The sequence below is a fragment of the Streptomyces sp. NPDC017943 genome (genome assembly GCF_044328425.1).
Taxonomy (GTDB): domain Bacteria; phylum Actinomycetota; class Actinomycetes; order Streptomycetales; family Streptomycetaceae; genus Streptomyces; species Streptomyces djakartensis_A.
Genome location: NZ_JBIRHH010000009.1, coordinates 113,084 through 136,384, shown reverse-complemented (window position 1 = coordinate 136,384; position 23,301 = coordinate 113,084). Strand labels below are relative to the sequence as shown.

Sequence of the window (23,301 nt, the reverse complement as noted above, 5' to 3'; positions counted from 1 at the left end):
GGGCGGGGTCGCCGGGCGGGTGCGCCGGGTGGGTGCGCCGGGCGGGGCCTCAGCCCGTCTGCTGCCGCTTCACCTTCGCCAGCAGCTCGTGCAGCGGCTCCGTGGCCCTGCGCCGGTACTCCTGCACCGCCCACCCGTTGCCGTCCGGGTCCTGGAAGTGCATGAACGTGGCGCCGTCGTCCGGGGCGTACTGCACCGGCTCGGACACCTCCAGGCCGCGCGCGACCAGCTCCGCGTGCGCCGCCTTGATGTCGGCCACGCACAGCTGAAGGCCCTGGTAGCTGCCCGGGGCCGGAGTGGGACCCGGGGTCATCTGCCAGATGGACTCGCCCAGGGCGATCGAGCAGCCCGAACCGGGCGGGGTCAGCTGCACGATGCGCATCCCCGGCATGACCTCCTGGTCGATGTCCACGTGGAAGCCGACCTTGTCCCGGTAGAAGTCCCGGGCGCGGTCGACGTCGGTCACGGGCAGCGGGATGACTTCGAGGGTGAGGTCCACGGCGAGACTCCTTCGTCCGGCGTCCGGCGAGCCACCGCCCCGTCCTGCGGAGCGGCTCCCCTCACCGAACCGGAAATCCGGGCGCGGCGCCACCGAATCGCACCGGCCCGCCCGCCCGCGAGCCCGCCGGTGCCCCGCGGTCCGCTCGCCGGGGCCTGCCGGACGACCCACGGGAGGGAGCCCGTCCGCCTGCCGAACTCGGCGGCGCCCGAGCGGCCTCGTGCGGTTAGGCTCAAAGCCGTACGACCTTGATCCGATGGATGTCCGAGGAACAGTGCGAGGGAGGCCCGGATGACGGCGGTGCCGGGGCGCAGGAGCAGTACCTTCACACGGCTGCTGCGGCACGGTTTCACCGACGCCTCCGCCGCCGAGCGCCTGCTGGACAGCCCCGAGCTCGCCCCCCTGCGCGACGACCCCGTGCTGCTGGCCGCGCTGGGCGGCACCGCCGACCCCGACCTCGCCCTGCTCGGGCTGGTCCGCCTGCTGGAGGCCCAGCCGGACCCCGGCGCCCGGCAGGAGCTGCTCGACACGCTGATCGCGGCCAAACCGCTGCGCGACCGGCTCCTCGGTGTGCTCGGCGCCTCCACCGCCCTGGCCGACCACCTCGTCCGCCACCCGGGCGACTGGCAGGCCCTGGTGACCTACGAGTCGCGGGACCTGCACCCCGGAGTGGAGGAGTTCGAGGCGGGCCTCGCGGAGGCGGACGACCCCGTCTCCCTGCGCGTGGCCTACCGGCGCTGCCTGCTGTCCATCGCCGCCCGGGACGTGTGCGGCACGACCGGCGTCGCCGAGTCCGCCGCCGAGCTGGCCGACCTCGCCACCGCCACCCTGCGGGCCGCGCTCGGCCTCGCACGGGCCGCCGCACCCGAGGACGACGCCCAGTGCCGGCTCGCCGTGATCGCGATGGGCAAGTGCGGCGGACACGAGCTGAACTACGTCTCCGACGTGGACGTCATCTTCGTGGGGGAGGCCGCCGAGGGCGCCGACGAGACCGAGGCCGTGCGGGCCGCGACCCGGCTCGCCTCGCACCTGATGCGGATCTGCTCGGAGACCACGGTCGAGGGCTCCATCTGGCCGGTCGACGCCAACCTGCGCCCCGAGGGCCGCAACGGCCCGCTCGTGCGGACCCTGGCCAGCCACCTCGCCTACTACCAGCGCTGGGCCAAGACCTGGGAGTTCCAGGCCCTGCTCAAGGCCCGTCCGGTGGCCGGCGACCTCGACCTCGGCGCGGAGTACGTGGCCGCCGTGCAGCCGCTGGTGTGGAAGGCGGCCGAGCGGGAGAACTTCGTCGCCGACGTGCAGAAGATGCGCCGCCGGGTCGTGGAGAACATCCCCGCCGCCGAGGTCGACCGCCAGCTGAAGCTGGGCCCGGGCGGCCTCCGGGACGTCGAGTTCGCCGTGCAGCTGCTCCAGCTCGTGCACGGCAGGGCCGACACCTCGCTGCGCAGCGGCACCACCCTCGACGCCCTCCAGGCCCTCGCCGCGGGCGGCTACGTGGGCCGGGCCGACGCCGCCCAGATGGACGAGGCCTACCGCTTCCTGCGCCTCATGGAGCACCGCATCCAGCTGTTCCGGCTGCGGCGCACCCACCTGGTGCCCGAGGACGAGGCCGAGCTGCGCCGCATCGGCCGCTCCCTCGGCCTGCGCACCGACCCGGTCGCCGGCCTGCACCGCGAGTGGCGCCGGCACGCCACCGTCGTACGCCGGCTGCACGAGAAGCTGTTCTACCGGCCGCTGCTGGACGCCGTGGCGCAGCTCGCCCCCGGCGAGGCCCGGCTGAGCACCGAGGCGGCGCGCGAGCGCATGGTCGCCCTCGGGTACGCCGATCCCGCCGCCGCGCTGCGCCACCTGGAAGCCCTCGCCTCGGGCGTCACCCGCAAGGCCGCCATCCAGCGCACCCTGCTGCCCGTGCTGCTCGGCTGGTTCGCCGACTCCGCCGACCCGGACGCGGGCCTGCTGAACTTCCGCAAGGTGTCCGACGCCCTGGGCAAGACGCCCTGGTACCTGCGGCTGCTGCGGGACGAGGGCGCCGCCGCGCAGAACCTGGCCCGCGTGCTGTCCGCCGGCCGGCTCGCGCCCGACCTGCTGATGCGCGCCCCGGAGGCGGTGGCGCTGCTCGGCGACGGGGACGGAGGCGGGCTGGAGCCACGCCCCCGGCTCCACCTGGAGCAGGAGATACTCGCCGCGGTGCGGCGGGCGGACGGCGCCGCCCAGGCGGTCACGGCCGCCCGCGGGGTGCGCCGCCGGGAGCTGTTCCGCACGGCCGCCGCCGACATCGTCGGCTCCTACGGCACCGAGGAGCAGCCCGCAGAGGCCGACCAGGGCGCCCTGGTGGACCTCGTCGGGGCGGCGGTGTCCGACCTGACCGCCGCCACCCTCGCGGGCACGCTGCGCGCCGTGGTCCGCGAGCACTGGGGCGACAGCCTGCCCACCCGGTTCGCGATCATCGGCATGGGCCGCTTCGGCGGTCACGAACTGGGCTACGGCTCCGACGCGGACGTGCTGTTCGTGCACGAGCCCCGCGAGGGCGCCGACGAGGCGGAGGCCTCCCGGGCGGCCGGCAAGGTCGTCTCCGAGATGCGCCGCCTGCTGCAGATCCCCAGCGCCGACCCGCCGCTGCTCATCGACGCCGACCTGCGCCCGGAGGGCAAGTCCGGCCCCCTCGTGCGGACCCTGAAGTCCTACGGGGCGTACTACCGCCGGTGGTCGCTGACCTGGGAGTCGCACGCACTGCTGCGGGCCGAACCGGTCGCCGGGGACGAGGACCTGGGCCGCCGCTTCATCGAGCTGATCGACCCGCTGCGCTACCCGGCCGACGGGCTGAGCGAGGAGGCCGTCCGCGAGATCCGGCGGCTGAAGGCCCGGATGGAGTCCGAGCGGCTGCCGCGCGGCGCCGACCCCAAGCTGCACGCCAAACTCGGCCCGGGCGGCCTGTCCGACGTCGAGTGGACCGTGCAGCTCATGCAGCTGCGGCACGGCGCCGAGGAGGCGGGACTGCGCACGACCCGCACCCGGCAGGCCCTGGCCGCCGCCCGCGCGGCCGGTCTGATCGGCGACGAGGAGGCGGAGATCCTGGACGAGGCCTGGGTGCTCGCCAGTCGCGTACGCAACGCGGTGATGCTGGTCCGCGGCCGGGCCGGCGACACCTTCCCCTCGGACCCGAGGGAACTGGCGGCGGTGGGCCGCTACCTGGGGTACGGACCCGGTCACGTCGGAGACATGCTGGACGCCTACCGGCGCACGGCACGCAGGGCACGCGGCGTGGTGGAGGAGCTGTTCTACGGCGCGGGGGAGCGGTAGTCGCGGACCCGGTGCCCACCGGGCCGCTCAGCCCCGCCAACACCCCGCCCCCGAACGCCCCCCGCAGCGCCGGACCACGCCCAGCCTCTCCCGGCCGAGGCACCCCCGCACCGCGTCCGCCCGAGAGCGGCCCGGCCGTACGGGCGCCGGCTCATGAGCCGCCCGGACGCGAGACGCCCCGCTGCGCGTACGGCCGCGCGGCACCCGCCCGCGGGTTTCCCGGTATTGCGGCGCGGGCTCGCGAGCCGCAGGGACGCGGGATGTGCCGTCTCGTGAGCCGTTCGGACGCGGGACGTCCACCCGCGAGACGTCCGCCCGCCGGGCCGTCCGCCTACGCGTCCGGTCGTGCGGCGCCGGCCCGTGAGCCGCTCGGACGCGGCACGTCCGCCCGCGCCGCATCCCCCCGCGCCGCGTCCGCCCGTGAGCCGCCGGGACGCGGGACGTCCGCCTGCGGGACGTCCGCCCGCGCGGCCCCCGCCCGCGCAGCGCCCGCGCGTTCGACCACCGTGCGCGGCAGCGCGTACGGCTGCCTGCCGTACCACAGGCGGGCCACCGCGAAGCCGAACGCCAGGCACAGCAGGCCGCCCACGGCGTCCAGCCAGAAGTGGTTGGCCGTGGCGACGATGACCACCAGCGTCAGCGCCGGGTACAGCAGGCCCAGCACCCGCACCCACGGCACGCTCGCCAGGGCGAAGATCGTCAGCCCGCACCACAGGGACCAGCCGATGTGCATCGACGGCATCGCCGCGTACTGGTTGGACATGTTCTTCAGGTCGCCGGACGCCATCGAGCCCCAGGTCTGGTGGACCATGACCGTGTCGACGAAGTCCCCGCCGTTCATCAGCCGAGGGGGAGCCAGCGGATACAGGTAGTAGCCGACCAGGGCGACGGCGGTGGTCGCGAACAGCACCAGGCGGGTCGCCGCGTAGCGGCCGGGGTGGCGGCGGAAGAGCCAGACGAGCACACCCAGCGTGACCACGAAGTGCAGCGTGGCGTAGTAGTAGTTCATCCCGATGATGAGCCAAGTCACCGAGTTGACCGCGTGGTTGACCGACTCCTCGACGGCGATGCCCAGCTGGTGCTCGACCTGCCAGATCCAGTCGGCGTTGCGCAGCGCCTGCGTCTTCTGCTCGGGGACCGCGTTGCGGACGAGTGAGTACACCCAGTAACTCACCGCGATCAGCAGGATCTCGAACCAGAACCGAGGTCTGCGCGGGGCCCGGAGCCGCCGCAGGGGGCCCGGCCGGGATCCGGACGCAGCGGTGATCGGGAGGGCCGCTTCCCTGCCCTCCGGCTGCGTCACGGTCGTGTCACCCATAGGCACAAAGTCTGCCAGAAAAGGACTTCCCCACCGATGATCCCGCGGCCCGGTCCGAGCCGCATGTTCTACGGCGAAATCAGGCCGTACGCCTCAGGAGCGGGCACGGTCCCCGGGAGCCGACGCGGTCGAGCCGCGCACCACCAGTTCCGGCATGAACACGAACTCGCTGTGCGGGGCGGGCGTTCCGCCGATCTCCTCCAGCAGCGTGCGCACGGCGGCCTGGCCCATCGCCGGGACCGGCTTGCGGATCGTGGTCAGCGGCGGGTCGGTGAAGGCGATCAGCGGGGAGTCGTCGAAGCCCACCACGGAGATGTCCTTCGGCACGTCCAGACCGCGCTGCCGCGCCGCCCGGATCGCCCCCAGGGCCATCATGTCGCTGGCGCACACCACGGCCGTGCAGTCCCGCTCCATCAGGGCGACGGCGGCGGCCTGCCCGCCCTCCAGCGTGTACAGCGAGTGCTGGACCAGTTCGGTCTCGACGACCTCGGCGGCCAGCCCCAGCTGGTCCTGCACCGCCCGCACGAACCCCTCGATCTTGCGCTGCACCGGCACGAACCGCTTCGGCCCGAGCGCCAGGCCGATCCGGGTGTGCCCCAGGGACGCCAGGTGCGTCACCGCCAGGCTCATCGCCGCGCGGTCGTCGGGGGAGATGAACGGCGCCTGCACCTTCGGCGAGAAGCCGTCGACGAGCACATAGGGCACGCCCTGTGCGCGCAGCCGGTCGTAGCGCTGCATGTCGGCGGTGGTGTCGGCGTGCAGTCCGGAGACGTAGATGATGCCGGCGACGCCGCGGTCCACGAGCATCTCGGTCAGCTCGTCCTCGGTCGAGCCGCCCGGGGTCTGGGTGGCCAGCACCGGCGTGTAGCCCTGCCGGGTCAGCGCCTGGCCGATGACCTGGGCCAGGGCCGGGAAGATCGGGTTCTCCAGCTCCGGGGTGATCAGGCCGACCAGGCCCTCGCTGCGCTGGCGCAGCCGCACCGGACGTTCGTAGCCGAGGACGTCGAGGGCGGCCAGCACGGACTGGCGGGTGGTGGCGGCGACGCCCGGCTTCCCATTGAGGACCCGGCTGACGGTCGCCTCGCTCACCCCCGCCTGCAACGCGATGTCCGCAAGCCGTGTGGTCACAGCACCGGACTGTAGCGGCCGGATCTCCGCTTGCACACCGACGGGACGCCTGGTGCGCGCGGTCGCGCGGCCCACTGCGGGTGGCTTGGTCATCGCGGTCCCTCAACTCGTGGTCGGCGTCCGCTCCGCAACGGATGATTCCCCCGACGGCAACGGATGGCAAGTGCTTGCAGAGTCTTGCACAACTGTCCGAGTCCCCGCCGAACAGCCGGAAATCGGGGCCTCGAAGCGGTCGAGGAGAGGTCACGGCGGGATAACCATCCCCACCTCTTGCAACTTTTTGCTGCAAGGTCTTTCGCAACGCCTTGCAGCGGGGCTAATGTCACCGACGCCCGGCGGCCAACGGCGCAGTCGGCAGCACGAAACGGGCTTCACCCTCAAGGAGAACTCATGCGGCGTGGCATAGCGGCCACCGCGCTGGTGGCGTCCCTCGCCCTGGCAGCGACGGCGTGCGGCGGAAGCGACAGCGGCGACAAGGCCGACGGTCCCGTCACCCTCACCTGGTGGGACACCTCCAACGCCACCAACGAGGCGCCGACCTACAAGGCCCTCGTCAAGGAGTTCGAGGCCGCCAACAAGGACGTCAAGGTCAAGTACGTCAACGTCCCCTTCGACCAGGCGCAGAACAAGTTCGACACCGCCGCCGGTTCCAAGGGTGCCCCGGACGTGCTGCGCTCCGAGGTCGGCTGGACCCCGGCCTTCGCCAAGAAGGGCTTCTTCCTGCCGCTGGACGGCACGGACGCCCTCGCCGAGCAGGACAAGTTCAAGTCCAACCTGATCAAGCAGGCCCAGTACGAGGGCAAGACCTACGGCGTCCCGTTCACCACGGACACCCTGGCCCTCGTCTACAACAAGGCCCTGTTCGAGAAGGCCGGCGTCGAGGCCCCCAAGACCTGGGACGACCTGAAGAAGGCCGCGGCCACGATCAAGGACAAGACCGGCGTCGACGGCTACTGGGGCTCGACCCAGTCCTACTACGCCCACTCCTTCCTCTACGGCGAGGGCGCCGACACCGTCGACGTCGGCGCCAAGAAGATCACGGTCACCTCGCCCGCGGCCGAGAAGGCCTACGGCACCTGGCTGAGCCTGTTCAAGGGCAAGGGCCTGCACAAGGCCGACACCACCGCCGACGCCTACGCCCACATCCAGGAGGCGTTCGTCAGCGGCAAGGTCGCCTCGATCATCCAGGGCCCGTGGGAGATCACCAACTTCTACAAGGGCTCGGCGTTCAAGGACAAGGCCAACCTGGGCATCGCCACCGTCCCGGCCGGCTCCTCCGGCAAGGCGGGCGCCCCGACCGGCGGCCACAACCTCTCGGTGTACGCGGGCTCGGACAAGGCCCACCAGGAGGCCTCGCTGAAGTTCGTGAAGTTCATGACCTCGGCCAAGGCCCAGGAGACCATCGCGCTCAAGAACAACACGCTGCCGACGCGCGACGACGCCTACACCGCCGAGGTCAAGGCCGACCCGGGCATCGCCGGCTACCAGGGCGTGCTCGCCGCCGCCCAGCCGCGCCCGGAGCTGCCCGAGTACAGCTCGCTGTGGACGCCGCTGGACGACGAGCTGCTCGCGATCGCGGGGGGCAAGAAGTCCCTGGACGCGGGGCTGAAGAGCGCCGAGACCTCCATCGCCAAGCTGCTGCCAGACTACAGCAAGTAGGCCCCCACGGCCGCCGGATCCTCCAGACAGAGGGGGAAGGATCCGGCGGCCATCGGCCTGTGTGCCGTAACCCCTGATCTCCAGCTGATCTCCAGTTCGCGAAGAAGGTTGTCGAACATGACAGTCGCCATCGACCGAGCGACCGGCAAGCGGAGCGGTGACCGCGGTCCCCGGTCCGGGCTGGGCCGGCGCCTCAAGCACAGCTACCAGAAGCACTGGTACGCCTACGCGATGATCGCGCCCGTGGCCGTCGTGCTCGGCGTCCTCGTGCTGTACCCCCTGGCCTACGGCTTCTACCTGACGCTGACCGACGCGACCAGCCTCAACACGGCCCGGACGATCGGCGTCAACGAGATCGAGGCCACCTACAAGTTCATCGGCTTCGACAACTACGCCGACATCCTGTGGGGGGAGACGGCCTACGACCGCTTCTGGTCCCACTTCCTCTGGACGATCGTGTGGACGGCCCTGTGCGTCGCCCTGCACTACTCCATCGGCCTCGGCCTCGCCCTGCTGCTCAACCAGAAGCTGCGCGGGCGCACCTTCTACCGGCTGATCCTCATCCTGCCCTGGGCCGTGCCGACCTTCGTCACCGTCTTCGGCTGGCGCTTCATGCTCGCCGACTCCGGCATCATCAACTCCGGCCTGGAGATGCTGCACCTGCCGAGCCCGGCGTGGCTGGAGGACACCTTCTGGCAGCGCTTCGCCGCGATCATGGTCAACACCTGGTGCGGCGTGCCGTTCATGATGGTCTCCCTGCTCGGCGGCCTGCAGTCCATCGACTCCTCCCTCTACGAGGCCGCCGAGATGGACGGCGCCAGCCGCTGGCAGCAGTTCCGCTACGTCACGCTGCCGGGCCTGAGGTCGGTCAGCTCCACCGTGGTGCTGCTCGGCGTGATCTGGACGTTCAACCAGTTCGCCATCATCTTCCTGCTGTTCGGCAACACCGCCCCGGACGCGCAGATCCTCGTCACCTGGGCCTACCAGCTCGGCTTCGGACAGCAGCCGCGCGACTTCGCGCAGTCGGCCGCCTACGGCATCCTGCTGCTCGGCATCCTGATCGTCTTCACCTCCTTCTACCGCCGCTGGCTGAACCGCGATGAGCAGCAGCTCGCGATCTGAGGCAGGAGTCCCCATGAGCACCACGACCGTCCAGCAGTCCGCCGGCGGGGCTCCGGTCCCCGCCGTCGCCCCCGCCGCCGCCCCCGCGCGCCCGCGCGGCCGGCGCGGCACGGCCGGGAGCCTCCTCTCCCACGGCCTGCTGACCCTCGCGAGCCTGATCGCGATCTTCCCGATCGCCTGGCTGGTCTTCCTGTCCCTCGGCCCGGACAAGGACGACTACCTGCACCCCGGCGGCATCTGGTCGAAGATGACCCTGGACAACTACAGCTTCGTGCTCCAGGAGACCGCCTTCTTCCACTGGCTCCAGAGCACCCTGCTCGTGTCCCTGGGGACCACCGTCATCGGAGTGGTCATCGCCGCCACGACCGGGTACGCGGTGTCCCGCATGCGCTTCCCGGGCTACAAGAAGTTCATGTGGGTCCTGCTGTGCACGCAGATGTTCCCCATCGCCGTGCTGATCGTGCCGATGTACCAGATCCTGTCGAGCCTTCAGCTCGTCGACACCTACTTCGGCCTGATCCTGGTCTACTGCTCGACCGCGGTGCCCTACTGCGCCTGGCTGCTGAAGGGCTACTTCGACACCATCCCGTTCGAGATCGACGAGGCCGGCCGCGTCGACGGGCTCACCCCCTTCGGCACCTTCTTCCGGCTGATCCTGCCGCTCGCCCGGCCGGGACTGGCGGTGGCGGCCTTCTACAGTTTCATCACCGCCTTCGGCGAGGTCGCCTTCGCCACCGTGTTCATGCTGGACGACGAGAAGTACACCTTCGCCGTCGGCCTGCAGAGCTTCATCAGCGAGCACGACGCCCAGCGCAACCTGATGGCCGCGACCGCGGTGCTCATCGCGATACCCGTCTCCGCGTTCTTCTACCTCGTGCAGAAGAACCTGGTGACCGGGCTCACCGCCGGCGGCACCAAGGGCTGACCCGCCCCCGGGCCATCGCCGGACGGCCCCCCCACCAGCCCGAGGCGGCCGCGGTGCCCATCCGACCCCGCTGTGCCGCGGCCGCCTCGCACCACCTCACGTCCCATGACCACACCCTCGTTACGCCTCAAGGACGACATGAGCCAGCACTCAGCTGCACCTGCCCCCAGCCCCACGTCCGCCCTGGCCGTCGCCAAGCGCCGCGACTGGTGGCGGGACGCGGTGATCTACCAGGTGTACCCGCGCAGCTTCGCCGACAGCAACGGCGACGGCATGGGCGACCTGGAGGGTGTCCGCACCCGTCTTCCCTACCTGCGCGACCTCGGCGTGGACGCCGTGTGGCTCAGCCCCTTCTACGCCTCACCGCAGGCCGACGCCGGCTACGACGTCGCCGACTACCGGGCCGTGGACCCCATGTTCGGCAGCCTGCTGGACGCCGACGCGCTGATCCGCGACGCCCACCACCTGGGCCTGCGCGTCATCGTGGACCTCGTGCCCAACCACTCCTCCGACCAGCACGAGTGGTTCAAGCGGGCCGTCGCCGAGGGCCCGGGCTCCCCGCTGCGGGAGCGTTACCACTTCCGCCCGGGCAAGGGCGCCGACGGCGAACTGCCGCCGAACGACTGGGAGTCGATCTTCGGCGGCCCGGCCTGGACCCGGGTCACCGAACCGGACGGCACCCCCGGCGAGTGGTACCTGCACCTCTTCGCGCCGGAGCAGCCCGACTTCAACTGGGACCACCCGGCGGTCGGCGACGAGTTCCGCTCGATCCTGCGCTTCTGGCTGGACATGGGCGTCGACGGCTTCCGCATCGACGTCGCCCACGGCCTGGTGAAGGCGGACGGGCTGCCCGACCTGGGATCCCACGACCAGGTGAAGCTGCTGGGCAACGATGTCATGCCGTTCTTCGACCAGGAAGGCGTGCACGAGATCTACCGGCAGTGGCGGCTCGTCCTCGACGAGTACGCGGGGGAGAGGATCTTCGTCGCCGAGGCCTGGACCCCGACCATCGAGCGCACGGCCCACTACGTCCGCCCGGACGAGCTGCACCAGGCGTTCAACTTCCAGTACCTGAGCACCCACTGGGACGCCGCCGAGATGCGCGAGGTCATCGACCGGACGCTGGAGGCCATGCGCCCGGTCGGCGCGCCCGCCACCTGGGTGCTGTCCAACCACGACGTGACCCGGCACGCCACCCGCTTCGCCAACCCGCCCGGCCTGGGCACCCAGATCCGCCTGGCCGGCGACCGGGAGCTGGGCCTGCGCCGCGCCCGCGCCGCGAGCCTGCTGATGCTGGCCCTGCCCGGCTCGGCGTACGTCTACCAGGGCGAGGAGCTCGGCCTGCCCGACGTCGTCGACCTGCCCGACGAGGTGCGCCAGGACCCGGCGTACTTCCGTGGGGCCGGCCAGGACGGCTTCCGTGACGGGTGCCGGGTGCCCATCCCGTGGACCCGGACGGGGACCTCGTACGGCTTCGGTGACGGGGGAAGCTGGCTGCCGCAGCCCGACAGCTGGGGCGAGTTGAGCGTCGAGGCGCAGACCGGGGTGCCCGGTTCGACCCTGGAGCTGTACCGCGCCGCCCTCGCCGTCCGGCGCGAGCACCCCGACCTGGGCGCCGGCACGTCCGTGGAGTGGCTGCGGGCGCCCGAGGGCGTCCTGGCCTTCCGGCGCGGGGAGTTCGTCTGCGTCGCCAACACCACGGGCGAGTCGGTGGCGCTGCCGGCCCACGGCCGGGTGCTGGTCGCGAGCGGGGAGATCGTGCTCGTGGACGACGAGGCGAAGGTGCCCGCCGACACCACGGTGTGGTGGACGACCGCGCAGGCCGACTAGTTTTCGCTCTCGATTTCGTACGGCCCGCTGCCCTTTCGGGCGGCGGGCCTTTAACATCTGCGTCACCGCAAGGTTTCTGAACCTTGCAGCAAGAGCCTTCAACGGAGAAGGAAACCCCACATGGCACGCAGACACCTCTCCGCCGCCGTCGCGCTCGCCGCGGCTGCGGTTGTCATGAACCCGACCGTCGCGCAGGCTTCGCCACCCGGCACCAAGGACGTCACCGCCGTCCTCTTCGAGTGGAAGTTCGCCTCCGTCGCCCGCGAGTGCACCACCACCCTCGGCCCCGCGGGCTACGGGTACGTGCAGGTCTCCCCGCCTGCCGAGCACATACAGGGCCCGCAGTGGTGGACCTCGTACCAGCCGGTCAGCTACAAGATCGCCGGCCGGCTCGGGGACCGCGCCGCCTTCCAGAACATGGTGAACACCTGTCACGCGGCCGGGGTGAAGGTCGTCGTCGACACCGTCATCAACCACATGTCGGCGGGCAGCGGCACCGGCACCGGCGGCTCGTCGTACACGAAGTACACCTACCCCGGCCTGTACTCCTCCTACGACTTCGACAACTGCACCTCGCAGATCAGCAACTACCAGGACCGCGGCAACGTCCAGAACTGCGAACTGGTCGGCCTCGCCGACCTCGACACCGGCGAGGACTACGTCCGCAGGACCATCGCCGGGTACATGAACGACCTGCTCTCCCTCGGCGTCGACGGCTTCCGCATCGACGCGGCCAAGCACATGCCGGCCGGGGACCTCGCCGCCATCAAGTCCCGGCTGAGCAACCCGTCGGTGTACTGGAAGCAGGAGGCCATCTTCGGCGCCGGCGAGGCCGTCCAGCCCACCGAGTACACCGGCAACGGCGACGTCCAGGAGTTCCGCTACGCCTACGACCTCAAGCGGGTCTTCACCAACGAGAACCTCGCCTACCTGAAGAACTACGGCGAGGGCTGGGGCTACATGAACAGCGGCGTCTCCGGCGTCTTCGTCGACAACCACGACACCGAGCGCAACGGCTCGACCCTCAGCTACAAGGACGGGGCCAACTACACCCTGGCCAGCGTCTTCATGCTGGCCTGGCCCTACGGCGCCCCCGACGTCAACTCCGGCTACGAGTTCACCGACCACGACGCCGGGCCGCCCAACGGAGGCCAGGTGAACGCCTGCTGGCAGGACGGCTGGAAGTGCCAGCACAACTGGCCCGAGATCAAGTCCATGGTGGGCTTCCGCAACGCCACCCGGGGCCAGGCCGTCACCAACTGGTGGGACAACGGCGGTGACGCCATCGCCTTCGGCCGGGGCAGCAAGGGCTTCGTGGCCATCAACCACGAGTCGGGCTCCCTGACCCGGACCTACCAGACGTCGATGCCCGCGGGGACGTACTGCAACGTGCAGAACAACACGCAGGTGACCGTGAATGCGAGCGGGCAGGTCACGGCCACCCTGGGCGCCAACACGGCTCTGGCGATCCACGCGGGCAAGTCCGCCTGCTAGACGCGCACTTCCGTGCGCGGTAGCCCGGTCCCGGCCGCCCCCTCACGTGGCGGCCGGGACCGGTGCGCCGGGCCACGCCCGGTGGTTGAAAGTTCTTTCCCATGCTTTCAGGACTCTTGCTGTAAGGGTTTCGGCGGCGATACGGTCGCGCGGGGTCGGACCCGAGAGAGCCGCAATCGCTAGGAGCCCATCTGTGATACCGAGATGGCCGGTGCCGTCCAGGCGCCGAACCGCCCGTGCCGGACGGGTCGCCGCGGTCACCGCAGCGGCGCTGGCCGCCACACTCGTCCAGCCGCTCGCCGCCGGGGCGGCCACCCCGCCGGCGCCGCCGTCCGACGCCGCGCTGGCCGCCCAGCCCGCCCGGCACGACGCCACCCGTGAGCAGTTCTACTTCGTCCTGCCCGACCGTTTCGCCAACGGCGACCCGCGCAACGACAAGGGCGGCCTGACCGGTTCACGCCTGTCGACCGGCTACGACCCGACCGACAAGGGCTTCTACCAGGGCGGCGACCTCAAGGGCCTGACCCGGAAGCTCGACTACATCAAGGGCCTGGGCACCACCGCCCTGTGGATGGCGCCCATCTTCAAGAACCAGCCCGTGCAGGGCACCGGGGCGAACGCCTCCGCCGGCTACCACGGCTACTGGATCACCGACTTCACCCAGGTCGACCCGCACTTCGGCACCAACGAGGACCTCGAGAACCTCATCGACAAGGCCCACGACAAGGGCATGAAGGTCTTCTTCGACGTCATCACCAACCACACCGCCGACGTCGTCGACTACGAGGAGAAGTCCTACGACTACCTCTCCAAGGGCGCCTTCCCCTACCTGACGAAGGACGGCGTGCCCTTCGACGACGCCGACTACGCCGACGGGCGGCGCCGCTTCCCCGCGGTCGACCGGGACTCCTTCCCGCGCACCCCCGTGGTCACCAGGAAGAACAAGGTGCCGTCCTGGCTCAACGACCCGACGATGTACCACAACCGCGGCGACTCCACCTTCGCCGGTGAGAGCTCCACCCACGGCGACTTCTCCGGCCTCGACGACCTGTGGACCGAGCGCCCCGAGGTCGTCGACGGCATGGAGAGGATCTACCAGCGCTGGGTGCGGGACTTCGACATCGACGGCTTCCGGATCGACACCGTGAAGCACGTCAACATGGAGTTCTGGACCCAGTGGGCCACCGCTCTCGACGCCTACGCCGCGAAACGCGGCCGCGACGACTTCTTCATGTTCGGCGAGGTCTACTCGGCCGACACGGACGTCACCGCCCCGTACGTCACCCAGGGCCGGCTCGACGCCACCCTCGACTTCCCCTTCCAGGAGGCGGCCCGCCAGTACGCCTCCCAGGGCGGCAGCGCCCGCAAGCTCGCCGGCGTCTTCGGTGACGACTACAAGTACACGACCGGCAAGGCCAACGCGTACGAGCAGGTCACCTTCCTCGGCAACCACGACATGGGCCGCATCGGGTCGTTCCTGAAGCAGGACGACCCCGAGGCCACCGACGCCGAGCTCCTCGCGAAGGACAAGCTCGCCAACGAGCTGATGTTCCTCAGCCGCGGCAACCCGGTCGTCTACTACGGCGACGAGCAGGGCTTCACCGGCCCGGGCGGCGACAAGGACGCCCGGCAGAGCATGTTCGCCTCACGCACCGCCGACTACCTCGACGACGACCGCATCGGCACCGACGCCACGCACGCCGAGGACGCCTACGACACCAAGGCGCCCCTCTACCGGCAGATCAGGGCCCTCGCCCAGCTCCGCAAGGCCAACCCGGCGCTGGCCGACGGCGTCCAGCAGGAGCGGTACGCGGCCGACGGCCCGGGCGTCTACGCCTTCACCCGCACCGACGCGAAGACCGGCACCGAGTACGTCGTCGCCTTCAACAACGCGGGTGAGAAGAAGACCGCGACCTTCCCGACCGGCTCGGCCGGCATGACCTACCGGGGCATCCACGGCACCGACGCGCGCCCGAAGAGCGACGGCGACAGGAAGCTCACCGTCACCGTCCCGGCCGGCTCGGCGATCGTCCTCAAGGCCGCCGGGAAGCTCGCGAAGCCCGCCGCGGCCCCGGCGCTCACCCTGAAGGCCCCCGCGGCAGGCGCCACCGGCACGGTGGACGTCACCGCGGACGTCGACGGCGGGCAGCTGAACCGGGTCGTCTTCGCCGCGCAGACCGGCAACGGCAAGTGGCAGGTCCTCGGCTCCGCCGACCACGCCCCCTACAAGGTCACCCACACCATCGGCAACGACGTGGCACCCGGCACGGCCCTGCGCTACAAGGCCGTCGTGATCGACTCGGCCGGCCGCACCGCGAGCGCCCTGGCCGCCTCCACCACCGGCACCCCACCCGTCCAGGAGCCGCCCACCGCGTCCTCCCGCGACTACGCGATCGTCCACTACAAGCGCGCGGACGGCGACTACGCCGACTGGGGCCTGTACGCCTGGGGCGACCTCGCCGAGGGCGAGGCCACCGAATGGCCCAAGAGCCACCCCTTCACCGGCCGGGACGCCTACGGCGCCTTCGCCTGGGTCAAGCTCAAGCCCGGTGCCTCGAACGTCGGCTTCCTCGTCATCGACAAGGACGGCACCAAGGACGTCTCCACCGACCGCACGATCGACGTCACCAAGACCGGTGAGATCTGGATCGAGCAGGGCAAGGACACCGTCACCACCGAACGGCCCGACTACCCGGCCCCCGACAAGTCCAAGGCCGTCCTGCACTACCACCGGGCCGACGGGAACCACGACGACTGGGGACTGCACGTCTGGACCGGCGCCGCGAACCCCACCGACTGGTCGAACCCGCTGAAGCCGGTGAAGACTGACTCCTATGGCGCAGTCTTCGAGGTGCCGCTCACCGAGGGTGCCACCAGCCTCAGCTACATCCTCCACAAGGGTGACGAGAAGGACCTGCCCACCGACCAGTCGCTCGACCTCAAGGCGAACGGCCACGAGGTGTGGCTGGTGAACGGCCAGGAGAAGTACCTGCTCCCGCAGCCCGCGGGCAGTGCCGCCGCCCTCGACCCGACCACCTCCAAGGCGGTCTGGATCGACCGGAACACCCTCGCCTGGAACGGCTCCGAAGCCGCCGCCTCCACCCAGCTGCTGTACTCCCGCGACGGCACGATCAAGGCCGAGAACGGCACCCTGACCGGCGACGCCGCATGGCTGCGCCTGGCGAAGGGGACGCTGAGCGACGCGCAGAAGGCGAAGTTCCCGCACCTGAAGGACCACACCGCCTGGACCGTCGACCCCCGTGACCGCGACCGGGTCCGCGCGGCCCTGCGCGGCCAGGTCGTCGCCACCCAGCGAGCGGTCAACGGCGCTGTGCTCGCGGCGACCGGCGTCCAGATCGCCGGCGTCCTCGACGACCTGTACCCGGGCGCCACCAAGGCCGACCTCGGCCCCCTCTTCGCCAAGGGCCGCCCCACTCTGTCCGTGTGGGCGCCGACCGCGCAGTCCGTCGCCCTGGAACTCGACGGCAGGGCCGTCCCCATGCGCCGCGACGACGCCACCGGCGTCTGGTCCGTCACCGGCCCGGCGTCCTGGAAGGGCAAGCCCTATCGCTATGCCGTGAAGGTGTGGGCGCCCAGCGTCCGCAAGGTCGTAACCAACAAGGTCACCGACCCCTACGCCGTCGCCCTCACCACCGACTCGAAGCGCAGCCTGGTCGTCGACCTGGCCGACAAGGCGCTCGAGCCGTCCGGCTGGTCGTCGTACACCAAGCCCAAAGCCGTGCCGCTGCGGGACGCCCAGATCCAGGAGCTGCACGTCCGGGACTTCTCCGTCGAGGACCGCACGGCGAAGCACCCCGGCACCTACCTCGCCTTCACCGACAAGGCGAGCGACGGCAGCAAGCACCTGCGCGAGCTGGCGAAGGCCGGCACCTCCTACGTCCACCTGCTGCCCGCGTTCGACATCGCCACCATCCCCGAGCGCAAGGCCGACCAGGCACGGACCGACTGCGACCTCGCCTCGCACCCGGCGGACTCCGAGAAGCAGCAGGAGTGCGTCGGCAGGATCGCCGCGAAGGACGCCTACAACTGGGGCTACGACCCGTTCCACTACACCGTCCCCGAGGGCTCCTACGCCACCGACCCCGACGGCACCGCCCGCACGGTCGAGTTCCGCAGGATGGTCAAGGCCCTCAACGACGACGGACTGCGGGTCGTCATGGACGTCGTCTACAACCACACCGCCGCGAGCGGCCAGGCCGGCACCTCCGTCCTGGACCGGATCGTGCCCGGCTACTACCAGCGGCTCCTCGCCGACGGCTCGGTCGCCAACAGCACCTGCTGCGCCAACACGGCCACCGAGAACGCCATGATGGGCAAGCTGGTCGTCGACTCGATCGTCACCTGGGCCAAGGAGTACAAGGTCGACGGCTTCCGCTTCGACCTCATGGGCCACCACCCGAAGGCAAACATCCTCGCCGTGCGCAAGGCCCTGGACGAGCTGACCCTCGCGAAGGACGGCGTCGACGGCAAGAAGATCATCCTGTACGGCGAGGGCTGGAACTTCGGCGAGGTCGCCGACGACGCCCGCTTCGTCCAGGCCACGCAGAAGAACATGGCCGGTACCGGCATCGCCACCTTCTCCGACCGGGCCCGTGACGCCGTGCGCGGCGGCGGCCCCTTCGACGAGGACCCCGGCGTCCAGGGCTTCGCGTCCGGCCTGTACACCGACCCCAACTCCTCGAAGAACAACGGCACCCCGGCCGAGCAGAAGGCCCGCCTGCTGCACTACCAGGACCTCCTCAAGGTCGGCCTGACCGGCAACCTGAGCGCCTACACGTTCACCGACACCAGCGGCAAGGAGGTCAAGGGCTCCCAGGTCGACTACAACGGCGCCCCCGCCGGATACGCCGACGCCCCGGGCGACGCCCTCGCCTACGCCGACGCGCACGACAACGAGTCCCTGTTCGACGCCCTCGCCTTCAAGCTCCCGGCGGGCACCACGGCGTCCGACCGGGCCAGGATGCAGGTCCTCGCCATGGCGACGGCCACCCTCTCGCAGGGCCCGGCCCTCTCCCAGGCGGGCACCGACCTGCTGCGCTCCAAGTCCCTGGACCGCAACTCCTACGACAGCGGCGACTGGTTCAACGCCATCCACTGGGACTGCGCCGACGGCAACGGCTTCGGCCGCGGACTGCCCATGGCCGCCGACAACGCGGACAAGTGGCCCTACGCCAAGCCGCTGCTGACCAAGGCCCGGGTGGGCTGCGAGCAGATCCGGGGCGCCTCCGCCGCCTACCGCGACCTGCTGCGGATCCGCAGCACCGAGAAGGACTTCTCCCTCGCCACCGCCGCGCGGGTGCAGTCCCGGCTGTCCTTCCCGCTCTCCGGCAAGGACGAGACGCCCGGCGTGATCACCATGCGGCTCGGTGACCTCGTCGTCGTCTTCAACGCCACGCCCGAACGGCAGGAGCAGCGCGTGTCCGCGCTCGCCGGGAGCGGCTACCGGCTGCACCCGGTGCAGGCGGCGGGCGCCGACGCCACCGTGAAGTCGGCCGCCTACGCGCGGGCGTCCGGCACCTTCACCGTGCCGGCGCGCACGGTCGCGGTCTTCACCCGGACCGCGGGGTAGCGCACCCGGTGCGGGCGGGGCGGACCGCGACCGGCGGCCCGCCCCGCCCGCCGTTAGGGTGAGCACACCCACCCGGAACAGGAGTGCTGATGCCGCAGATCACCGTCGACTATTCCGCCGACCTCGCGGACGGTTTCGACCGGCCCGGGTTCGCCAGGGCGCTGCACGAGGCGACGGTCGAGATCGCGGCCGCGCGACCGCCCGCGTGCAAGACCCGCTTCCGCCGCACCGAGGACATCGTGGTCGGCCCCGAGAGCGAGGGCCACGCCCACGTCCACGTGCACATCGCGCTGCTCGCCGGCCGCACCGACGAGACCAAGGCGCGGCTCACCGAGGCCGCGCTGGAGGCGCTGCGGACGCATCTGAAGCAGCCCGCCGGTCTCGCCCTGCACGCCTCCGCCGAGGTCCGCGACCTCGACCCGTCCTACGCCACGTACGAGAGCTGAGCCCGCTCAGCCCGCCAGGGCGACCAGCCGGCCGACCAGGTGCGCGAACGGGCCGTCGGCCGGCTCGTCCTTGAGGGCCGTGCGCAGCAGCTGCGCCATCTCCTCGTCGTAGGCGGCGCTGACGGCGGCGAGCGCGGCGAAGTCGTTGACCAGCTGGGGCTCCAGCTCCTCGCGCGGGATGCGCCGCCCGTCCAGCCAGATCAGTGCCGTCGACTCGGCCAGCGAGATCCACGACCGCACCACCAGTTCCAGCCGCGCGGGCGGATCCGTCACGCCCAGGTGCGAAAGGATCTGGACATACGCGGCCTGCCGTACGGAGTCGACGAGTGCGTTGGTCGTCGACGAGCCGACAGCCGGACCACCGCGCATCAGGGCCGAGAAACCGGGCCCGTGCTCGTCCACGAAGTCGAAGTAGCGGCGCATCACGCGCAGCAGCCGAGCCCCGAGCGGACCCTCGTGCGGCTCCACGAACCGGGCCGCGAGATCGTCCGACGCCCGCTTCAACGCGGCCTCGTACAGGCTGAGTTTGCCGGGGAAGTAGTGGTAGACCAGCGGCCGCGAGATGCCCGCGGCCGACGCTATCTCGTCGATGGAGACATCGTCGGGCGAGCGGCGGCTGAACAGTTCGAGGGCGACGCCGATCAACTGCTGCCGCCGCTCCTCGACTCCCATCCTGCGGCGAACCCCGGTAGTCATACGAACACCTTACCGATCGAATCCGGCCTCGAACGGGCCGGACCGAGCGCGGATGTCCGCCGACGTGCCGCCGACGCCCCGGGAAGCCGCTCGTCAGCGCAGCCCGCCGACGGAACGGCCGTCCTTCAGCGTCCCCTTGAGCTCGGCCTGCGCCCCCTGTGCGGCGGGCACGGTCAGCGAACTGCCGCGCGCCGTCCCCTCGACCCCGCCGGTGGCCCGGATCGACGCCGTGTCCCGGCTGCCTGCGGCCAGCAGGTACCAGTCACCCGCCTCCGACTTCCACAGCACCCCGGCCAGCACATGCGGCTCGCGCGCCCCGCAGGCCGGGACGTTCTCGGCCTTCGCCGTGACCGCCCCGTAGGCTCCACCCGGCGTGTGGAACTGCGCCAGCACCCGGGCGCCGCCCCCGCGCCAGGTCTCGGCCCGGGTGCACACCCACACCGCCGAGCCGCTCCCGTCGGGCAGCCGCTGCTCGTTGAACGCCCAGGCGTTGACGCCGCGCACCCCGGCGGACCGCAGCGTGCCCAGCGAGCAGGCGAACGGCGCCCAGCCGGCCAGGGCGGCGGGCCGGGACGCCTCACCCGGGGAGCCCGGCCGCCCGGCGGTCAGCCGCGCCGGGACCAGCTCGCCGAGGTCGGTCAGCAGCCGGGTGCCGGTGCCGTCGGACAGTTGCAGCACGTTCCACGACGTGCACGGCCCCGACCGCAGCGCCGGGCTGGCCAGCGGCGCGGTCACCCCGTCGGTCAGGGCCAGGTCCATGGCCCCGGAGGCGGGCTTCATCAGATCCCGCTCGCCCGCCTTCCTCACCCAGGGGGCCGTCAGATAGCGGACGTTGCCGTCGGCCCGGCCCAGGACCACCGCGCCCGACTCGGCCCGGCCCGCGCCGTCGACCCGGGCGAAGTCGAGGGCCGCGCCCTGGGTGCCGTCCTTCGGCTCGGCGTACCGGGCGATGCGCAGCCCGTCGTGGAGGATCACCACGCGGGCCGCGTCCACCGTCCCGGCGAACAGCAACTGAGGGGGACCGGCCGGGCCGCCGGACGGGGTGCCCGGTGTCGCCGAGACCTGCACCGTCCCGCCCGGGCGGGCCCACACCGCCAGGGCGCGGCGCAGCAGGGCCTCGTCCCCGGTGAGGTCACCGCGCGCGGGCCACACGGAGAAGTCGGTGCGCGCCGAGCTGCGCCACGCGTCGGGGGAGACCCTGGTCAGCTTCGCCGGGTCGAGGGCGGCCTGGGCGGCCGGATTGCGCGCGTACGGCGGTGCCGCGGCGCCGTCGGGGCCCCAGCCCTCACCGGGCAGCCCGAGCAGCGCCCCGCAGACCAGCAGGGCCGCACCGGCGGCCAGGGCGGCCTTCAGGTGCTGGCGGCGGCGCATCAGGTCGGTGGGGCGGGCCTGGAGCGAGCAGGGGTCGAACTCGGGCGACTCCAGCAGGCCGTACCGGGCCGGCACCGCGTCCGCCTCGCGCAGGGCGCCCTCGGGGTCGGCGGCGCCGGCCGCCGCGAGGACCTCGCACACGCCCTCGTCGGTCAGCGGCTCCAGACCGCGCAGCGCGTACACCGCCCGGGCCGGTCCGGACAGGCTGGACAGCCGCTGGTCCAGGGCGAGTTCGTCGGCCCCGCCGGAGCGCGGGAACAGCTTCAGGCCCCACACCTGCGGCAGCAGCGCGGGCAGCTGCGCCCGCTTGGGCCACGCCCCGAACCGCAGCGGCAGCCCCGCCTCCAGCGCCGTGCGCAGCACCTGGAGCCGGACGAGGGCGTATCCCGGGTCGCCGTCCCGGCCGCTCGCCCGGTGTTCGGCTCCGCTCACGGGGTCGGCGCCCGCGGACTGGGCCGGGATCACCGGTGAGGCCGTGCGGTTGCGGGGCAGCGCGCGTTGGGTGAGGGCGTGTGCGGTCAGGACGCGCCTGCTGCGGCCCAGGCGCGGAGGCAGCACCAGATAGGCCAGGCGGACCAGTCGGGGGTAGTGCTCGACGAGGGCGGCCTCGGCCTGCTCGACGTCGACGACCGGGCCGGCGGGGGAGGAGGGTGCGGGGCGCTGGGCGACATCCTGTGACTGCACGTTCAGCAGAACGAGCGAATCGGCGGTTGGTCACCTGACTGCGGAGCGTCACACCCCGGGGGACCCGGCGGGCTCCACGAGCAGCCGGGCGTAGTGCGCCATCGACCGCTGGTAGCGCGGCAGGTGCGGGGCGAGCGCGCCCAGCACCAGCGACAGCGCCTCGCGGTCACGGCCCAGACTCGACAGGCACAGGGCGAGGACGGCCCGCACCGGATCGTCCAGCTCGTCGGAGGGCGCGTCCAGTTCCGGCGTCAGCAGCGCCACGCCCTCCTCGGCGCGCCCGATGTTGCGCAGGGAGCTGGCCAGCTGGATCTTCGTCCGGCGGGCCTTGTAGCGGTTGACGCCGGGCAGGCCGCGCCGCAGCGCCTCCCGGTACAGCGGCACCGCCAGGTCGGAGCGGCCGGTGGAGTCCCAGGCGCAGGCCTGCTCGAACGGCCCGAGCGGGCTGTCCGCGGGCAGTTCGGCGACGAGGGCGTCCACGTCGGCGCGGAAGCGGGCCTCGCCCTCCTCCGTCTCGGCGTAGTCGTCGAAACGGTCCCACAGGGCGCTCACGCGTTCTTCCCAGTCCTGGTCCACCGGGCCACCCTCGCACAGGAGTGCCGCCGCGGGCAGGTGGGTTTTTGAGTGCTTCGGCCTCCGCAGCCGTATCGAAGGCGAGAGCCTCGTGCCGGGGCTCCGTGCGGCATGTGTCCGGACCGTGCCGTGACCAGGACCGTGCCGTCACAAGGACCGGAGGAACAGATGAGGGTGACCCGACCGATGCTCGCGCTGAGCGGCGCGGTGGCGATACTGGCGCTGGCCGGCTGTGGAACCGGCGGCGAGGACGAGGCGGCCGTCCCGGAGGCGGTGACCGGCAGTCTGGAGCACATCGCGGCCGAGGCCAAGTGCAAGCCGAACATGCAGACCGACGCGGACACCATCCGCCAGGCCCTGTGCAGGAAGGGCAAGGAGAAGTACGTCCTCGCCACCTTCGCCACCGACCGGGGCCAGCGCGAGTGGCTGAACAGCGCCAAGGACTACGGCGGCTACTACCTCGTCGGCCGCAAGTGGGTCGCCGTGGGACAGGAGAAGACGGTCACGGCCCTGCAGGGCACCCTCGGCGGCACGATGGAGGAGGGCTCGGCGCACATGAACCCCGGCGGCAGCCACAACCGCGGCGGCCACCACGGCTGAGGACGCGGGGGGGGGGGGGCCGGAACGAGAGAGAGCCGGCGGTGGGGATTCCCACCGCCGGCTCTC

General features: G+C 71.7%; 15 protein-coding genes. 9 read left to right on the top strand and 6 right to left on the bottom strand.

The genetic code is table 11. The features are described from left to right. Nucleotides 1–49: 49 nt before the first annotated feature. On the bottom strand, nt 50–499 hold the full coding sequence (locus ACH4C6_RS27395) for a VOC family protein (RefSeq protein ID WP_398111262.1): 450 nt from the start codon (nt 497–499) through the stop codon (nt 50–52). 291 nt (nt 500–790) lie between these two features. Between ACH4C6_RS27395 and ACH4C6_RS27390 the strand changes: the two genes are divergently transcribed. Then, nucleotides 791–3,799: a bifunctional [glutamine synthetase] adenylyltransferase/[glutamine synthetase]-adenylyl-L-tyrosine phosphorylase gene (locus tag ACH4C6_RS27390; RefSeq protein ID WP_398111261.1), complete on the top strand. Its 3,009-nt coding sequence runs from the start codon at nt 791–793 to the stop codon at nt 3,797–3,799. Between the two features lie 331 nt (nt 3,800–4,130). On the opposite strand, the gene ACH4C6_RS27385 is transcribed toward ACH4C6_RS27390, so the two are convergent. Continuing rightward, the gene (locus ACH4C6_RS27385; protein ID WP_398111260.1) at nt 4,131–5,117 is read right to left on the bottom strand and encodes a phosphatase PAP2 family protein; all 987 of its coding nucleotides are present in this window, start codon (nt 5,115–5,117) and stop codon (nt 4,131–4,133) included. A 93-nt stretch (nt 5,118–5,210) separates the two neighbouring features. Then, on the bottom strand, nt 5,211–6,245 hold the full coding sequence (locus ACH4C6_RS27380) for a LacI family DNA-binding transcriptional regulator (RefSeq protein ID WP_398111259.1): 1,035 nt from the start codon (nt 6,243–6,245) through the stop codon (nt 5,211–5,213). A gap of 390 nt (nt 6,246–6,635) precedes the next feature. Here ACH4C6_RS27380 and ACH4C6_RS27375 point away from each other — a divergent pair, with 390 nt between their 5' ends. The 7 genes from ACH4C6_RS27375 (at nt 6,636) to ACH4C6_RS27345 (ending at nt 19,311) form a co-directional block, all read left to right on the top strand. Beyond that, a complete protein-coding gene (locus ACH4C6_RS27375; RefSeq protein WP_398111258.1) occupies nt 6,636–7,904 on the top strand; it encodes an extracellular solute-binding protein in 1,269 nt (422 codons plus the stop codon). Between the two features lie 117 nt (nt 7,905–8,021). Continuing rightward, nucleotides 8,022–9,026 (top strand): carbohydrate ABC transporter permease, encoded by a 1,005-nt coding sequence (locus ACH4C6_RS27370; RefSeq protein WP_398111257.1) that lies wholly within the window; start codon nt 8,022–8,024, stop codon nt 9,024–9,026. A gap of 13 nt (nt 9,027–9,039) precedes the next feature. Next, nucleotides 9,040–9,951 (top strand): sugar ABC transporter permease, encoded by a 912-nt coding sequence (locus ACH4C6_RS27365; RefSeq protein ID WP_398111256.1) that lies wholly within the window; start codon nt 9,040–9,042, stop codon nt 9,949–9,951. Between the two features lie 138 nt (nt 9,952–10,089). Then, nucleotides 10,090–11,781 carry a glycoside hydrolase family 13 protein gene (locus ACH4C6_RS27360; RefSeq protein ID WP_398111255.1) on the top strand — a complete coding sequence of 564 codons (1,692 nt, stop codon included), beginning with the start codon at nt 10,090–10,092 and terminating at the stop codon, nt 11,779–11,781. 120 nt (nt 11,782–11,901) lie between these two features. Next, entirely contained in the window at nt 11,902–13,275 is a 1,374-nt protein-coding gene (locus ACH4C6_RS27355; RefSeq protein WP_398111254.1) for an alpha-amylase family protein, read from the top strand. A 193-nt stretch (nt 13,276–13,468) separates the two neighbouring features. Further along, complete coding sequence (pulA, locus tag ACH4C6_RS27350) at nt 13,469–18,865, top strand: pullulanase-type alpha-1,6-glucosidase (protein WP_398111253.1); 5,397 nt, start codon at nt 13,469–13,471, stop codon at nt 18,863–18,865. Nucleotides 18,866–18,954: 89 nt separating this feature from the next. After that, nucleotides 18,955–19,311 carry a 5-carboxymethyl-2-hydroxymuconate Delta-isomerase gene (locus ACH4C6_RS27345; RefSeq protein ID WP_398111252.1) on the top strand — a complete coding sequence of 119 codons (357 nt, stop codon included), beginning with the start codon at nt 18,955–18,957 and terminating at the stop codon, nt 19,309–19,311. Nucleotides 19,312–19,317: 6 nt separating this feature from the next. Here ACH4C6_RS27345 and ACH4C6_RS27340 read toward each other — a convergent pair whose 3' ends face one another. From ACH4C6_RS27340 to ACH4C6_RS27330, 3 genes are all read right to left on the bottom strand, one after another. Beyond that, on the bottom strand, nt 19,318–20,007 hold the full coding sequence (locus ACH4C6_RS27340) for a TetR/AcrR family transcriptional regulator (RefSeq protein ID WP_398111251.1): 690 nt from the start codon (nt 20,005–20,007) through the stop codon (nt 19,318–19,320). A 93-nt stretch (nt 20,008–20,100) separates the two neighbouring features. Continuing rightward, complete coding sequence (locus ACH4C6_RS27335) at nt 20,101–22,062, bottom strand: hypothetical protein (RefSeq protein ID WP_398111250.1); 1,962 nt, start codon at nt 22,060–22,062, stop codon at nt 20,101–20,103. Nucleotides 22,063–22,110: 48 nt separating this feature from the next. Further along, entirely contained in the window at nt 22,111–22,638 is a 528-nt protein-coding gene (locus ACH4C6_RS27330) for a tetratricopeptide repeat protein (protein WP_398111249.1), read from the bottom strand. A 165-nt stretch (nt 22,639–22,803) separates the two neighbouring features. Between ACH4C6_RS27330 and ACH4C6_RS27325 the strand changes: the two genes are divergently transcribed. Next, entirely contained in the window at nt 22,804–23,235 is a 432-nt protein-coding gene (locus ACH4C6_RS27325; RefSeq protein ID WP_398111248.1) for a hypothetical protein, read from the top strand. Nucleotides 23,236–23,301 lie beyond the last annotated feature (66 nt).

What these genes read in the sequence shown, in the direction of transcription:
- ACH4C6_RS27390 (WP_398111261.1), top strand. Translation starts at nt 791, where the DNA reads ATGACGGCGGTGCCGGGGCGCAGGAGCAGTACCTTCACACGGCTGCTG.
- ACH4C6_RS27345 (WP_398111252.1), top strand. Translation starts at nt 18,955, where the DNA reads ATGCCGCAGATCACCGTCGACTATTCCGCCGACCTCGCGGACGGTTTC.
- ACH4C6_RS27385 (WP_398111260.1), bottom strand. Translation starts at nt 5,117, where the DNA reads ATGGGTGACACGACCGTGACGCAGCCGGAGGGCAGGGAAGCGGCCCTC.
- ACH4C6_RS27325 (WP_398111248.1), top strand. Translation starts at nt 22,804, where the DNA reads ATGAGGGTGACCCGACCGATGCTCGCGCTGAGCGGCGCGGTGGCGATA.
- ACH4C6_RS27340 (WP_398111251.1), bottom strand. Translation starts at nt 20,007, where the DNA reads ATGACTACCGGGGTTCGCCGCAGGATGGGAGTCGAGGAGCGGCGGCAG.
- ACH4C6_RS27365 (WP_398111256.1), top strand. Translation starts at nt 9,040, where the DNA reads ATGAGCACCACGACCGTCCAGCAGTCCGCCGGCGGGGCTCCGGTCCCC.
- ACH4C6_RS27360 (WP_398111255.1), top strand. Translation starts at nt 10,090, where the DNA reads ATGAGCCAGCACTCAGCTGCACCTGCCCCCAGCCCCACGTCCGCCCTG.
- ACH4C6_RS27355 (WP_398111254.1), top strand. Translation starts at nt 11,902, where the DNA reads ATGGCACGCAGACACCTCTCCGCCGCCGTCGCGCTCGCCGCGGCTGCG.
- ACH4C6_RS27370 (WP_398111257.1), top strand. Translation starts at nt 8,022, where the DNA reads ATGACAGTCGCCATCGACCGAGCGACCGGCAAGCGGAGCGGTGACCGC.
- ACH4C6_RS27375 (WP_398111258.1), top strand. Translation starts at nt 6,636, where the DNA reads ATGCGGCGTGGCATAGCGGCCACCGCGCTGGTGGCGTCCCTCGCCCTG.